Source organism: Mesorhizobium sp. M0998 (assembly GCF_040318885.1).
Taxonomy (GTDB): Bacteria; Pseudomonadota; Alphaproteobacteria; order Rhizobiales; family Rhizobiaceae; genus Mesorhizobium.
Window position 1 is genome coordinate 20110 of record NZ_JAMYND010000050.1, and the last position, 13578, is coordinate 33687.

Here is a 13578-nt window from a genome sequence, read left to right on the forward strand (position 1 = left end):
ATGCCCGGCAGGGCAGAGGGGGGTGTTCATGCACAAACTTGAACGTCTTTTGCGCCCACGAACGATCGCCGTCTTTGGTGGTGCACAGGCTGCCGCCGTCGTCGCGCAATCGATCAAAATGGGCTTTGCCGGCGAGATCTGGCCGGTGCATCCGAGCAAGGACGAGGTCGCCGGCCGCAAGGCCCATCGCTCGGTGGCCGAATTACCCGGTGCGCCGGATGCCGCTTTCGTCGGCGTCAACCGGCACTTGACCATCGAAGTGGTCAAGGCACTGGCCGAGCGCGGCGCCGGCGGTGCGGTCTGCTTCGCCGCCGGCTTCCTCGAAACCGAGGCCTATGACGAGGACGGCGAGCGGCTGCAGGCCGAACTGGTCGCGGCGGCCGGCCAAATGCCGATCATTGGGCCGAACTGCTACGGGCTCATCAACTATGCCGACGGCGCGCTTTTGTGGCCCGACCAGCATGGCGGCATCAGGCTGCCAGAAGGCAGTCGCGGCGTTGCCATCATCACCCAGTCGTCGAACATCGCCATCAATATGACGATGCAGAAGCGCGGCCTGCCGATCGCCTTTCTGATGACCGCCGGCAACCAGGCGCAGACCGGGCTTTCCGAAATGGCGCTCGGCCTGATCGAGGACGACCGTGTCACCGCGCTCGGCTTGCATATCGAGGCTTTCGATTCGGTAGCCGGCTTCGAAAGGCTGGCGGCACGGGCGCGCGAGCTGAAAAAGCCTGTCATCGCCATGAAGGTCGGCCGCTCCGAGCAGGCGCGGCAGGCGACCGTTTCCCATACCGCGTCGCTGGCCGGCTCGGACGCAGCGTCCGGCGCCTTCCTGAAGCGGCTCGGCATCGCCCGCATCGATTCAATTCCCGCCTTCATCGAGGCGCTCAAGCTGCTGCACATCACCGGCCCCCTGCCCGGTTACCGGCTGTCGTCGATGAGCTGTTCAGGCGGCGAGGCGTCGGTCATGGCCGACAGCGCCGAAGGCCGCTGGGTGACGTTTCCGCCACTCACCCCCGAGCACCGCGCGCATGTCAAATCGACGCTCGGGCCGCTGGTCGCGGTGGCCAACCCGCTCGACTACCACACCTTCATCTGGAACAACGAGCCGGCGATGACCGCCACCTTCACCGCGATGGTGTCGGGGGGCTTCGACCTCAACATGCTGGTGCTCGATTTCCCGCGCCCCGACCGCTGCTCGGACACCGACTGGTGGGCGACGCTGCGCGCCTTCGAATCGGCGCTGAAGACCAACAGCGCGCAAGGCGCGATCGTCTCCTCGCTGCCGGAGAACCTGCCCGAGGAATACACTGCCGGCCTGATGGCGCGGGGCATGGTGCCGCTGTTCGGCATCTCCGAAGCCATGGACGCCGCCCAGGCGGCGGCCTTCATCGGCTGGGCCTGGCGCGAGCCGCAGGCGCAGCCGATCGACACTTCGGCGTCCGGCGCGCCGGCCGGCGACCATGTTACGCCGGACGAGGCCGAGGCGAAGGCGCGGCTCATCGAGGCCGGCCTCCCCGTGCCGAAGGGCGAGCGCGCCGGCAACGCGGTCGAAGCTGTCATCTCCTCGATGGCGCTCGGCTTCCCGGTGGCGCTGAAGGCCCTTGGCGTCATCCACAAGTCCGAGCTCGACGCGGTCCGGCTCAATTTGAGGGATGCCGAATCCGTCAGCACCGCCGCCCACGATCTCGGCCCGCTCGGCACGGGCCTTTATGTCGAGCGCATGGTGCGCGACGGCGTCGCCGAGCTGCTCGTCGGCTTCACCCGCGACCCGATGTTCGGCGCCGTGATGACGCTCGGCACCGGCGGCGTGCTGGTCGAGCTGTTGCGCGACAGCGTCACGCTGATGCTGCCGGCGACCCGCGACGATATCGAGGCCGCTTTGCGCGGGCTGAAACTGTTCCCGCTGCTCGACGGCTATCGCGGTCGGCCGAAGGCCGATGTTGCAGCGGCAATCGGTGCGATATCGGGCATTGCCGCTTTCGTGCAGCAAAACGCCGGCGAGATCGAGGAACTCGACATCAATCCGCTGATCGTCTGCACCGAAGGCAAGGGCGCCTGGATCGCCGATGCGCTGCTGGTGCTTGGAGAGAACAAAAATGTCTGACGTCATCACCACCCGCCGCGAGGGCACTATCCTCGAAGTCACGCTCGACCGGCCCAAGGCCAATGCCATCGACCTGAAGACGTCGCGGCTGATGGGCGAGACTTTCAAGGCGTTTCGCGACGATCCCGACTTGCGCGTCGCCATCGTCAAGACCGCCGGTGACAAGTTTTTCTGCGCCGGCTGGGACCTGAAGGCCGCGGCCGGCGGCGACGCCGTCGACGGCGACTACGGCGTCGGCGGCTTCGGCGGGCTGCAGGAACTGCGCGACCTCAACAAGCCGGTGATCGCCTGCGTCAACGGCATGGCGGTCGGCGGCGGCTTCGAACTGGCGCTATCCTGCGACCTCATCTATGCGTCGGACCACTCCTCCTTCGCGCTGCCCGAAATCCGTGCCGGCACGCTGGCCGATGCGGCGACGATCAAGCTGCCGAAGCGTATCCCCTACCATGTCGCCATGGACCTTCTGCTCACCGGCCGCTGGATGGATGTCGCCGAGGCGCATCGATGGGGCCTGGTCAACGAGGTGCTGCCCAAGGAAAGACTGGAGGACCGCGTCTGGGAGATCGCGCGGCTGCTCGCCAGCGGCCCGCCGCTGGTCTTCGCCGCGATCAAGGAGACGGCCCGGGTCGCAGAATCGCTGACGTTCCAGGACGCGATGAACCGGGTGACGCGCCGGCAACTGTCGACGGTTGACGCACTCTACGGCTCGGAGGACAATCTCGAGGGCTTTCGCGCCTTTGCCGAGAAGCGCGATCCGGTGTGGAAGGGGAAATGAAGGTATTGCCGAAATGACGGCACTCCGTCACGCCCCCCTCTGGCCTGCCGGCCATCTCCCCCTCAAGGGGGGAGATCGGATGTCGCTTCGGTTTTCGCCAATCTCCAACGTTGCAAGATGGGCTGCAAGGCCGAAGCTGCCAATCTCCCCACTTGAGGGGGAGATGGCCGGCAGGCCAGAGGGGGGTGTTCACGCGGATTCATTGCGATCCATTCAGCGCCCATGACCGACTACAAAACCCTCATCGACGCCGAGACCTGGGGCTTCATCGAGCGGACTAACTCCTATTATCCGCCCGATACGATCGACTACACCGTCGCCGAGCAGCGCCAGATCTATAACCGGATGTGCCGCGAGTTCTTTGCCGGCTATCCCCAAGGCGTCACGGCGGAAACCACCGCCATTGCCACACCCTGGCACATTCCGATCCGCATCTACCGCGCTCCGGCGCCGGAAACGGCGGCGATGGTGCTTTATTTCCATGGCGGCGGTTTTATCCTCGGCGGGCTCGACAGCCATGACGACCTCTGCGCCGAGCTTTGCAGCCGCACCGGCTACGAAGTGGTTTCGGTCGACTACCGGCTGGCACCTGAACACCTTCATCCGGCCGCCTTCGACGATGCCATCAGCGCCTTCGAATGGGCGGCGGCGACTTACGAGCGTCCTGTCCTGCTCTGCGGCGACAGTGCCGGCGGCAATCTCGCCGCCGCCGTCAGTCACGCAACGCGCGGCCATGCGCGCAAGCCGATCGGCCAGATTCTGGTCTATCCCGGCCTTGGCGGCGACAGCTCCGCCGGTTCCTACGTCACCCACGCGGAAGCGCCGATGCTTACCGCGCGCGACCTCGTTTTCTACAGGGACATCAGGACCGGTGGCGAGGATCGCACCGGCGATCTCACTCTGTGGCCGCTCGCCGACGCCGAGTTCGCCAATCTGCCGCCCACCGTCGTGATCACCGCCGAATGCGACCCGCTGTCGTCGGACGGCGAAGCCTATCGCGACCGCATCGTTGCCGCGGGCGGGCGCGCCTGGTGGCTCGAGGAGCCGGGGCTGGTGCATGGCTATTTGCGCGCCAGGCACACGGCCGGCCGCGCCCGCTCGAGCTTTACCCGGATTGTCGATGCGGTAGCGGTTTTGGGAAGGGGCGAGTGGATCTGGTGAGGGATGTCTTCCCGACCAGAACGGGCCTTTGTCGGCCGGTACAGCTCTATTTGCGGCGGCGTCGCCGGCCGGAAACCTGCTTCAGCCAAGGTCCTAAATGGAAGCCGCTCATCAGCAGGTACATCGGGACCATGCCGTCGAGCGGTGACGCCTCTTGCCCGGTCGAGCACATCATGTCCGGCGCTCCGCCGAGAAGCGTCAGCAGCGCCATGGTTGCGAAGGTCGGCGCGGCCGCAAAGGACAGCCAATCGGCTGCACTATGGTCGGCCGGGCTCGCATCGCCGGTGGATCCGCCTGCATGAATCTCGCTCATGTCCGTAGTCCTGCATAGCGAGCGGGATGCGTCGAATTGAACCGTGCATCCCGCTCCTCCAATTGTCCTGGCTGCATTTCCGCGACGCCAAAGACGTTCTATTCGGTGCGATTCCGGAACGCGGCCTCTCCGGCGTCCGATATCTCGACCCATTTTTTGTCGGGGACGGCTTCGGCGCCGTAATTGTCGTGCCAATTCCACCACTTGTACGTCGGCGTCTGCGGATAGCCCTCGGGCGAATCCTCCCAAACCTCCTGGCGGCCGAGCGGCGACAGGTCGAGATAGCTCCATACGGTCCCCATCGCCTCGTCACCGCGGTTGTTGATGAAGTAGGTGCGGAACACGCGGTCGCCGTCGCGGATGAACACGTTGTGGCCGTGCCACTCGTCAACGCCGAAGTCGGCATCGAAGCTGTCGGTGATGGTGTACCAGGGCATCTTCCAGTCCATCCGCGCCTTCAGCCGCGCAATGTCGGCCTGCGGTGCGCGCGAGGCGTAGGCAAGCGTGGTGTCGCGGGCGTTCAGATGGGCGAGGTTGCCGACCTGGTCCGCCCCCAGCGAACAGCCGCGGCAAGCGTGGTCGGGCCAGCCGAATACGCCGGGCTCGAAGAAGGCGCGGTAGACGATCAGCTGACGGCGGCCCTCGAACAGGTCGAGCAGGCTCACCTTTCCATCAGGCCCTTCGAACGTATAGGTCTTCTCCACCGCCATCCACGGCATCCGCCGGCGCTCGGCGGCCAGTGCGTCGCGAGCCCGGGTCACGGTCTTCTCTTTCACGAGCAGTTGCTGGCGCGCGGCCTCCCACGCGTCAGACGAAACGACCGGTGGTGTCTTCATCGCGAGCCGCTTCGTCTGCTCGCCTGTGCCATTCTGATGTGCCGTCATTGTGCATCTCCTTGCTGGTTTGTCGCCGCAGGCGCGACGTGTTGGGTCGTCAGATAGGATAGGGGCGATAGCGGGTTGGCGAGAGTGACAAGTGTGACGCGATTCCGACGGGTCCGCTGATCACGGCCAATTTCGCCGCCCGCGACGCCCCTGCGCTCATTCGTGCCCGGACTGCTGAATGGGCCGAGCGCCGGCCAGATAGCGGTCATTGTCAAACGGCTCGGCCTGGTTGCTGTCCGGACTCCACAGCTGCCGGTGGGTTCGTGTGAGATCGCCGAGGTAGACATGCAGCGCACCCGATCGCGCACTGCCCGTATTCGCAACCGCATGAACGGTATTTGACGCCATGTGCACCACGGCAGGCGCTGCGATGTCCTGCCTTTCGGGAACATCGAGTTCGCTGCCGGCAACGGGATAGATGAAGTTCGTCTCGCTGCCCTTGTAGATGCCGATCAAGGCATCCATCAGGTGGTTGTGAGGCGGGTACTGCAGGCCGGGCGACAGAGTGATGTGATAGATCGTCAGGTTCGGACTCGCATGCAGAAGCACCTCGTCGTCGTCTTCTTCGTGAGCGAGTGTTCCGGAGGCGTGAAAGCGGTTGGTGTAGTCGCCCAGGACCGTCCTTACCGCTTCGAGGGGATCCGGCCCCTTCGCGGCATTGACGATATCATCGGCAACGGCGTAGAGAGGCGAGTTGGCGGGTAAAGGCATATCAGTTATCCTCCCTGAGATGCTCAGATCATCACTCTGAGATGCTCACGCTAGCGAATGCTGATGCCAGCGTCAACGGGACAGCCAGACGGACGGAATATGAAAACGACGAAGTTGACCGCCGAACCGGCAAGGCCGGCCACGGTCGAGGCGACAGCACTGTCAGCCGCCGACGTCCTTCGCAGGGAACAGGCATATGAGCAGCTGAGGAACGACATCATTGCCTGCGTGTTGCGCCCCGGCGAAGCGCTGACAGAGAAACAGATCGGTGATCGATACCAGATCAAAAAGGCGACCATCCGCGCGGCGCTGGCCCGACTGATGCAGGAAGGACTGGTCAGGAGCGAGCCGCGCCGCGGCTACGTCGTTGCTACGCTCAGCCTGCGGGATGTCAACGAGATCTTCGATGTCCGCAGCTTGATCGAGCCGGAAGTGTTCAGGGTGGCGGCATCGAACATGACCGAGCGCGGGCTCGAGGATGTCAGGCTGGCAGCGCAAAAAGTGCTGAAGCCGGAGACGCTACGCAGCCACGTCGCCTTCCTTGCGGCCGACCGTGCCTTTCGTCTGGCCCTTGCGGAGATCTCGGGAAATTTACGACTGGCGCATCTCCTGGACCAGATACTCGACCAGTCGGCGCGGGTTCTCCACCTCGGCTTCAAGTCCCGCGACTTCACCCAGTTGATCATCGCCCAGCAAAAGGAGCTGGTCCTTGCCTGCGAGGCAGGCGAGGTTTCCGCCATCGTCAAACTTGCCCGTTCGCAGTGCCTGTCTCTCAAGAAGCAGGTGCTCGAGGCTTTGCTTGCCGGTTCCAAGCTTCAAGACGTCAATTTGCAGCCCTTCGCCTAGAGCCGGTTCCGGTTCTCCTGGAACCGGTAACCCGCTCTAACTATCTGTTTTGCCGCATTTATGCGGACGCCAAATGATTCCATTTGGCTGCAAAATGCTCTAAGGGAAGTTGGCCATTCGGTGCGACCCGCCACCTTGGCGCAACGGCCGCCGGCGGGCCTTGTTTCACCCCACCGCGCATGCCGCCGCCCGTCCGGCACTGCGGCCGGAAAAGATGCAGCCGCCGAGAAACGTGCCTTCGAGCGCTGCATAGCCGTGCATGCCGCCGCCGCCGAAACCGGCGGCCTCGCCCGCCGCGTACAGCCCCTCGACTGGTTGGCCGCCGGCGCCCAGCACGCGGCTGTCGAGGTCAGTCTCCAGCCCACCGAGCGTCTTGCGGGTCAGGATGCTGAGCCTGACGGCAATCAGCGGGCCATTGGCGGGATCGAGCAGCTTGTGCGGCCTTGCGGTGCGGATCAGCCGGTCGCCGAGATAGGCTCGCGCACCGCGCAACGCAGTAATCTGCATGTCCTTGGAGAACGGATTGTCGAGCTGCCGGTCGCGGGCGCGGATTTCGCGCTCAACCTGCGCCAGTTCGAGCAGCGGCTCGCCGCCGGCCACTGCGTTCATGCGGGCGACCAGCGCCGGCAAATCAGGCTCGACGATGAAATCCTCGCCCTTCTCCATGAACGCCTTGACCGGCGCGGGCACGCCGCTGGTGGCGCGGCCGAGCACCTGGCGCCAGCTCTTCCCCGTCAGATCGGGGTTCTGCTCGGAGCCCGACAGCGCGAACTCCTTCTGGATGATCTTTTTGGTCAGGATGAACCAGGAATGATCGAAGCCGGTGCTCATGATGTGGCTGAGCGTGGCCAACGTGTCGAAGCCGGGATAGAGCGGGACCGGCAGGCGCTTGCCGCGCGCATCGAGCCACAGCGATGACGGGCCGGGCAGGATGCGGATCGCATGATCGGTCCAGATCGGTGCCCAGTTCCTGACGCCCTCGACATAGTGCCACATGCGGTCGCGGTTGATCAGCCGGCCGCCGGCGGCTTCGGCGATCGCCAGCATGCGGCCGTCGACATGATCGGGAACGCCAGTGATCATGCGTTTCGGCGGCGCGCCCATCCGCTTCGGCCAATTCTCCCGGACCAGCTGGTGATTGGCGCCGATGCCGCCGGAGGCGACGATGACGGCCTGCGCCTTCAGCTCGAAATCGCCGGTGATCTCGCGCGAGCTCTTGCGGCCGCGCTCGGCATCGCTCGCCGCCAACAGGTCGCCGCGCACGCCGTCGACGACGCCGCCCGTCCGCGTCAATTCGTTTACCCGGTGACGGAATTTGAAGCGGATCAGCCCGCGTTTCTCGGCCTCGCGCACGCGCTGCACGAACGGCTCGAGCACGCCAGGGCCGGTGCCCCAGGTGATGTGGAAGCGCGGCACCGAATTGCCGTGGCCGACGGCATTGCCGCCGCCGCGCTCGGCCCAGCCGACCACCGGAAAGAATTTCAGGCCGCGCTGCATGAGCCAGGAGCGCTTCTCGCCGGCGGCGAAGCCGAGATAGGCCTCGGCCCAGCGGCGCGGCCAGAGATCTTCCGTGCGGTCGAAGGCTGCGGTGCCCAGCCAGTCCTCGAGCGCCAGCTCATACGAATCGCGGATGCGCATGCGACGCTTTCGGGCGAATCGACAAGGAAGATTCCGCCGAGCGACCAGAATGCCTGGCCGCCAAGCGACTGTTCCGGCTCCTGCTCGACGATGATGGCCTTCTTGCCGGCCGCAGTCAGTTCGGCCGCCGCGACAAGGCCGGCAAGGCCGGCGCCGACAATGATCACATCCGCATCGTCGGACATCTATTTGGCCATGATCTTGTCCAAAAACCGGTCCCCACTTTTTGGGATCATGGCCGGCCTAGACTGTTTCCCAGCCTTCCTTCTCGCCGGCGTGGAAGATGGCATCGATGACCTTCTGGTTGAGCACCGAATCTTCCAGAGTGAAGACGCGGTCCTTGCCGCCCCGTGCCGCCCGCGCGAAGGCCTCGACTTCCAGCCGGTATTGCTGCGTGCCGGGAAAGCGGAACACCTGCGCCTCGCTGTGGTTCTGGTTGTGCAGTTCGACGCGGTGATGGTCGTAGAGTCCGGCGTTGAACGGTGAGAACACCTCGATGAAGCCCTTCTCGCCGTGGAAGACCATCACCTGGCGTGCCGCCATCTGCGTCGACAGGTAAAACGACAGCTCGAAGTCGCCGAAATCGGCGCGGATCGAGGAATAGATGTCGGTGCCGAATGTCTTGTCGCGCTCGATCGTCGCCTGGACGCGCAGCGGCTCCTTGCCGGTCGAAAAGCGCGTCGATACCGTCGGATAGACGCCGATGTCGGGCAGCGCGCCGCCGCCGAGATCGAGCTTGTTGCGCATGTTGTTGGGGTCGACATTGTAATAGGAGAACGCGCCCTGGACATGGCGCAGCCGGCCGATGGCGCCGTTGGCGATGAGGTCGCGCACCTTGATCCATTGCGGATGGTAGACGACCATGAAGGCTTCGCAGACCAGCACCTTCCTGGCATCGCGCAGCTTGATCAATGGCGGAATGTCCTTGGCGTCGAGCGCCAGTGGCTTTTCGACCAGAACATGCTTGCCGGCCTCGATCGCCTTGGCTGTCCATTCGACATGCTGCGAGGTCGGCAGCGGAATGTAGACGCCGTCGATGTCGCTGGAGGCGAGCAGCTCCTCATAGGAGCCGAACGCGTGGCGCGCACCGAAGCGTTCGCCCAGCGCCTGCGCTTTCGACAGATCGCGGCTGGCAATCGCGGACAGCACGCCGTTCTCCGCTTCGACGATTGCCGGCAAAAGCTGCTCGCGGCCGATCTTGGCCGTCGACAAAACTCCCCATCGGAACATCAGATTTCTCCTCTCGATTGCAGGCCTGGAGGTTTGCCCCAATTCAGGAGAAAAGCCAATGCGGGAGCATGGTTCCTCGCCCCACGAAGTGGGGAGAGGTGGCCCGGCGAAGCCGGGACGGAGGGGTCTTCGTGACGGGCTGGAATTCGCTGTTTAAGGGCGGCGCCTGATAGGCTTCGTATTATGGCCCGTCTCGCGCTCAGTCCCTTTTAGGAGTCTGACTTCGCGACCGTCGTCCCCCTCTCCGTCCCGGCTTCGCCGGGCCACCTCTCCCCCGCACCGCGGGGGCGAGGAACCCAGGTCCTGCAGCGATGGTGAAATCGCAGGAAGAACCGCTCAACCCCTTCTACCCGTCAGCGTCATGTCGAAATCGACGACGTTGGAATAAATCGGCGTGCCGACATCCATGCCGTAGCGCGACCGCAGCACCTTGCCGGTGACGTGGAATTTTATCGTGCCCGCCCGGAGGCCGCCGAGCTCGGCCGTGAATTTTTCCTGAAAGGTCTTGCCGCGCGCCGTCAGCCGGCCGGTGACAAGGGCCGACGTGTCGCCGGTGCGTTTGACGCTGGTCGAACGGAACTGGATCTCCGGATTGTTGGCCGCGTCGAAAACGGCGTCCGAGCGGAGAAAGGCATCGATGCGGCTTTGGCCGGTACCGACGCTTTCGGGGAAGATGGTGAAATTGACCCGGGACCGGCCGACATCACTGTTGTCGATGAGGATACTGCCCTTGAAGCGGGAGAAGGCACCGTCGAGCCCGCCGCCGCCGAGCTTGGCGATGGAGAAATGGATGCTGGAACTCCCCGGGCTGATCGTGTAGCTGCCGGCCGCCTCGCCAAGGGCAACGGCGGCGAAAACAGGCATGGCAAAACAAGCGGCGGCTGCCGCAAATCCGAAGATGCGCGCGTACATGGAAATGGTCCTCTTGGCAGGCAACGCTTTCTTGCGTCCTCGCCCCATCAACGAATGAGCCGTCCGCTCTATTCCCTGTCGTGATGTGACGAAGCCGTGATCATGCGCGTCAGCACGGTATCCCTCAGCCAGAAATGATGGCGCAGCGCTGCGGCGAGATGCAAAGCGACAAGTCCGATGCCGGCATAGGCGAGATACCAGTGCGTCGCTGCCCAGAAGCTTTCTGCCGTGTCCGATTCACCGAGCGGCAGATTGGGCATGACGAACAGATTGAACGGCACGCTCGGGATCTCCAGCACCGAGACCGAGACCAGCGCCCAGCCGGACAACGGCAGAGCGAGCTGAAACGCATAAAGCGCGAGATGGACCAGCGGCGCCGCACGGCGCTCGAAAGGCCCGACCGAGCGCGGCAGCGGCGGGGCCGGTCTGCCTAGGCGCCAGGCGATGCGCAGGATGACCAGTCCAAGCAGCAGGAAGCCGAAGGATTTATGCAGCTGGATCAGCTCGAAGGCGGTGCGCTGGCTGGACAGCCGCACCATGACGAAGCCGAGCACGAACTGGCCGATAAAGAGCGCCGCGATCAGCCAGTGAAGGATGATCGCCGTCCAGCCGTAGCCGGCAGTCTGGTTTTTGGGCAGTGCTGACATGGTCGGTGAACGAATGCCAGGTCGACTTTCTTCCAGCTCTCCCTTGTGGGGAGGGTTGGCTTATTCGCCGACCTTGAAAAAATCGACAAAGGCCCTGAGCGCCGGCCGCATCTGGCGGCGGCTGGGGTAATAGACGAAGAAACCATCGAAGCGCGGGCACCAGTCCTCCAGCACGCGAACGAGCTTGCCGGCGGCGAGCGGGTCGCGGACATAGTCCTCGAACACGAAGGCGAGCCCGGCGCCGTCGACCGCGGCATTGGCAATCAGATGGTCCTCGTCGAGGATCAGCGGCCCTTCCACCGGGATTTCGATCTCCTCGCCGTTTTTCTCGAATTCCCAGCGATAGATGATGCCGCTGGAGAAGCGGAAGCGGATGCAGCGGTGAGCGGCGAGATCGCGCGGATGCTGCGGCTTGGACCTGGTCTCGAAGTAGGATGGCGTGCCGACCACCGCGCCGCGAAGGTCTGGTCCGATGCGCACTGCGATCATGTCGCGCTGCAGGCTCTCGCCCAGCCGCACACCGGCATCGAAGCCGCCCTCGACCACGTCGGTGAAGCGGTCCTCGATGACGATCTCCAGCACGATGTCGGGATAGGCAGCAGCAAAGGCGCCGAGCCTTGGCGTCAGCGCCAGGTGGGCGGCGGTGCGCGGCACGGTCAGCCTGAGATTGCCCGCCGGCCGGTGGCGCGCCTCGATCGCCGATTCCAGCGCCAGGTCGATTTCCGACAGCGCCGGCCTGAGGCGCTCAAGCAGTTGCGCGCCCTCCTCGGTCGGAGCAACGCTGCGCGTGCTGCGTGCCAGAAGGCGCACGCCGAGGCGCGCTTCGAGGCTGGACACCGCGTGGCTGACCGCCGACGGCGCGATTGCCAGTTCCTTGGCGGCGCCGCGAAAACTGCCGCATTGGGCGACCATTGCCAGTACCGCGAGCTGTGAAAGATGGGTTCGCTTCATTGATCTATTTCTTGGAACAGCCCGTGCAATTGAGGGCCGATTATCGAACTCGGCGCAAGACGCTATCTCTGCGGCATCACAACCATCACAACAAGGAGACACGTGATGCAAACCCGCAAGCTTGGCAATGAACTCGACGTCTACCCGGTCGGCCTCGGCTGCATGGGGATGAGCTTTGCCTATGGTGGCCAGCCGGAGGCGGAGGCGATTGCCACGCTGCGCCATGCCGTCGAGATCGGGGTCAATTTCTTCGACACGGCCGAGGTCTATGGCCCTTTCGAGAACGAGACCCTGGTCGGCAAGGCGCTGAAGCCGGTGCGTGACAAGGTGACGATCGCAACCAAATTCGGCTTCAAAATCCTCGAAGAAGGCAGCGGCATGGAGCGCATGGCCGGTGTCGATAGCCGCCCGGAGCATGTCAAGGCGGTGGCCGAAGCGTCATTGAAGCGGTTGGATACGGAGGTGATCGATCTCTATTACCAGCACCGCGTCGATCCCAACGTGCCGATCGAGGATACGGTCGGCGCCATGGCCGAGCTGGTGCGCGAGGGCAAGGTGCGGGCGCTCGGCCTGTCGGAGGCGAGTGCGGCGACCATTCGTCGGGCGCATGCCGTGCACCCGATCGCCGCCGTGCAGAGCGAGTATTCACTGTGGAGCCGCGATCCGGAGGAGGAGGTGTTTGCTGTCTGCCGTGAGCTCGGCATCGGCTTTGTCCCCTATAGCCCGCTCGGCCGCGGCCTGCTCACCGGCACGATCGCCAAGCCCGATGTTCTCGGCGCCGACGACTGGCGCCGTGGGTTGCCGCGCTTCCAGGCCGACGCCATGGCGGCCAATGCGGCGGTCGTCGCCGTGCTGGAAAAGATGGCCGCCGGGAAGGGCGTGACGCCGGCGCAGCTGGCGCTCGCCTGGGTGCTGCATCAGGGCGACTTCATTGTGCCGATCCCTGGTGCCCGCAAGATACGACATCTCGAACAGAATACGGCGGCAGCCGATATCGTGCTGAGCCAGGCCGAGGTGGCATCCATCGGCGACGCCCTGTCGCCGGAAAAGGTGGTCGGCAAGCGCTATACCGAGGAGCTGCTGGCGCTGGTTAACGGGTGAACGGCAATCGACGGCGTAATCGAAACGGGGCGTTTGGGCACCCCTTTTTGACTAGTACGGTGCGATGCAAAGCGTTGTGAGACCTCGGCGCGAGGCACCCCCCTCTGTCCTGCCGGACATCTCCCCCTCAAGGGGGGAGATTGGCAGTTCCCGCGCCCTGCCCGCCCTTCCGGCGCCGGTGATTGGCGAAAGCCGAGGCGACATCCGATCTCCCCCCTGTTTGGACCGGAGACATCGCGAACAGGTGTGCGAGGACATCGCGAACAGTTTGGCGCGCTTTGCGCCGGGAGGTTCGGGATGCC

General features: G+C 64.6%; 12 protein-coding genes and 1 pseudogene. 5 read left to right on the forward strand and 8 right to left on the reverse strand.

Annotated elements, in window-relative coordinates:
• Nucleotides 1–28 precede the first annotated feature (28 nt).
• The 3 genes from NKH59_RS29300 to NKH59_RS29310 all read left to right on the forward strand — a co-directional run bounded on the left by NKH59_RS29300 (nt 29) and on the right by NKH59_RS29310 (nt 4043).
• The gene (locus NKH59_RS29300) at nt 29–2107 is read left to right on the forward strand and encodes an acetate--CoA ligase family protein (protein ID WP_353023847.1); all 2079 of its coding nucleotides are present in this window, start codon (nt 29–31) and stop codon (nt 2105–2107) included.
• Entirely contained in the window at nt 2100–2882 is a 783-nt protein-coding gene (locus NKH59_RS29305) for a carnitinyl-CoA dehydratase (RefSeq protein WP_352472543.1), read from the forward strand. The genes NKH59_RS29300 and NKH59_RS29305 overlap by 8 nt, the downstream gene beginning before the upstream one ends.
• Nucleotides 2883–3104: 222 nt before the next feature.
• Complete coding sequence (locus NKH59_RS29310; protein ID WP_352501130.1) at nt 3105–4043, forward strand: alpha/beta hydrolase; 939 nt, start codon at nt 3105–3107, stop codon at nt 4041–4043.
• Between the two features lie 46 nt (nt 4044–4089).
• Here NKH59_RS29310 and NKH59_RS29315 read toward each other — a convergent pair whose 3' ends face one another.
• The 3 genes from NKH59_RS29315 to NKH59_RS29325 all read right to left on the reverse strand — a co-directional run bounded on the left by NKH59_RS29315 (nt 4090) and on the right by NKH59_RS29325 (nt 5951).
• Nucleotides 4090–4356 (reverse strand): hypothetical protein, encoded by a 267-nt coding sequence (locus NKH59_RS29315; protein ID WP_352682188.1) that lies wholly within the window; start codon nt 4354–4356, stop codon nt 4090–4092.
• Nucleotides 4357–4454: 98 nt separating this feature from the next.
• The gene (locus tag NKH59_RS29320; protein ID WP_352682190.1) at nt 4455–5240 is read right to left on the reverse strand and encodes a DUF899 domain-containing protein; all 786 of its coding nucleotides are present in this window, start codon (nt 5238–5240) and stop codon (nt 4455–4457) included.
• Between the two features lie 156 nt (nt 5241–5396).
• Nucleotides 5397–5951, reverse strand: coding sequence for an autotransporter (locus NKH59_RS29325; RefSeq protein ID WP_353023849.1), 555 nt, complete (start codon nt 5949–5951; stop codon nt 5397–5399).
• A gap of 99 nt (nt 5952–6050) precedes the next feature.
• Between NKH59_RS29325 and NKH59_RS29330 the strand changes: the two genes are divergently transcribed.
• Nucleotides 6051–6797 (forward strand): GntR family transcriptional regulator, encoded by a 747-nt coding sequence (locus NKH59_RS29330; protein WP_353023851.1) that lies wholly within the window; start codon nt 6051–6053, stop codon nt 6795–6797.
• Nucleotides 6798–6962: 165 nt separating this feature from the next.
• Here NKH59_RS29330 and NKH59_RS29335 read toward each other — a convergent pair.
• The 5 genes and pseudogenes from NKH59_RS29335 to NKH59_RS29355 form a co-directional block, all read right to left on the reverse strand.
• Nucleotides 6963–8620 (reverse strand): annotated as a pseudogene (locus NKH59_RS29335) (FAD-binding dehydrogenase).
• A 58-nt stretch (nt 8621–8678) separates the two neighbouring features.
• Nucleotides 8679–9665, reverse strand: coding sequence for a Gfo/Idh/MocA family protein (locus NKH59_RS29340; protein ID WP_353023853.1), 987 nt, complete (start codon nt 9663–9665; stop codon nt 8679–8681).
• A gap of 336 nt (nt 9666–10001) precedes the next feature.
• Nucleotides 10002–10577: a YceI family protein gene (locus tag NKH59_RS29345; protein WP_352472551.1), complete on the reverse strand. Its 576-nt coding sequence runs from the start codon at nt 10575–10577 to the stop codon at nt 10002–10004.
• A 68-nt stretch (nt 10578–10645) separates the two neighbouring features.
• Nucleotides 10646–11224: a cytochrome b gene (locus tag NKH59_RS29350; RefSeq protein ID WP_352568460.1), complete on the reverse strand. Its 579-nt coding sequence runs from the start codon at nt 11222–11224 to the stop codon at nt 10646–10648.
• A 60-nt stretch (nt 11225–11284) separates the two neighbouring features.
• Nucleotides 11285–12175 (reverse strand): LysR family transcriptional regulator, encoded by an 891-nt coding sequence (locus tag NKH59_RS29355; protein ID WP_352619095.1) that lies wholly within the window; start codon nt 12173–12175, stop codon nt 11285–11287.
• 105 nt (nt 12176–12280) lie between these two features.
• Between NKH59_RS29355 and NKH59_RS29360 the strand changes: the two genes are divergently transcribed.
• The gene (locus tag NKH59_RS29360) at nt 12281–13276 is read left to right on the forward strand and encodes an aldo/keto reductase (protein ID WP_353023855.1); all 996 of its coding nucleotides are present in this window, start codon (nt 12281–12283) and stop codon (nt 13274–13276) included.
• Nucleotides 13277–13578: the final 302 nt, after the last annotated feature.

What these genes read in the sequence shown, in the direction of transcription:
- NKH59_RS29300 (WP_353023847.1), top strand. Translation starts at nt 29, where the DNA reads ATGCACAAACTTGAACGTCTTTTGCGCCCACGAACGATCGCCGTCTTT.
- NKH59_RS29305 (WP_352472543.1), top strand. Translation starts at nt 2,100, where the DNA reads ATGTCTGACGTCATCACCACCCGCCGCGAGGGCACTATCCTCGAAGTC.
- NKH59_RS29325 (WP_353023849.1), bottom strand. Translation starts at nt 5,951, where the DNA reads ATGCCTTTACCCGCCAACTCGCCTCTCTACGCCGTTGCCGATGATATC.
- NKH59_RS29345 (WP_352472551.1), bottom strand. Translation starts at nt 10,577, where the DNA reads ATGTACGCGCGCATCTTCGGATTTGCGGCAGCCGCCGCTTGTTTTGCC.
- NKH59_RS29320 (WP_352682190.1), bottom strand. Translation starts at nt 5,240, where the DNA reads ATGACGGCACATCAGAATGGCACAGGCGAGCAGACGAAGCGGCTCGCG.
- NKH59_RS29350 (WP_352568460.1), bottom strand. Translation starts at nt 11,224, where the DNA reads ATGTCAGCACTGCCCAAAAACCAGACTGCCGGCTACGGCTGGACGGCG.
- NKH59_RS29360 (WP_353023855.1), top strand. Translation starts at nt 12,281, where the DNA reads ATGCAAACCCGCAAGCTTGGCAATGAACTCGACGTCTACCCGGTCGGC.
- NKH59_RS29310 (WP_352501130.1), top strand. Translation starts at nt 3,105, where the DNA reads ATGACCGACTACAAAACCCTCATCGACGCCGAGACCTGGGGCTTCATC.
- NKH59_RS29355 (WP_352619095.1), bottom strand. Translation starts at nt 12,175, where the DNA reads ATGAAGCGAACCCATCTTTCACAGCTCGCGGTACTGGCAATGGTCGCC.
- NKH59_RS29315 (WP_352682188.1), bottom strand. Translation starts at nt 4,356, where the DNA reads ATGAGCGAGATTCATGCAGGCGGATCCACCGGCGATGCGAGCCCGGCC.
- NKH59_RS29340 (WP_353023853.1), bottom strand. Translation starts at nt 9,665, where the DNA reads ATGTTCCGATGGGGAGTTTTGTCGACGGCCAAGATCGGCCGCGAGCAG.
- NKH59_RS29330 (WP_353023851.1), top strand. Translation starts at nt 6,051, where the DNA reads ATGAAAACGACGAAGTTGACCGCCGAACCGGCAAGGCCGGCCACGGTC.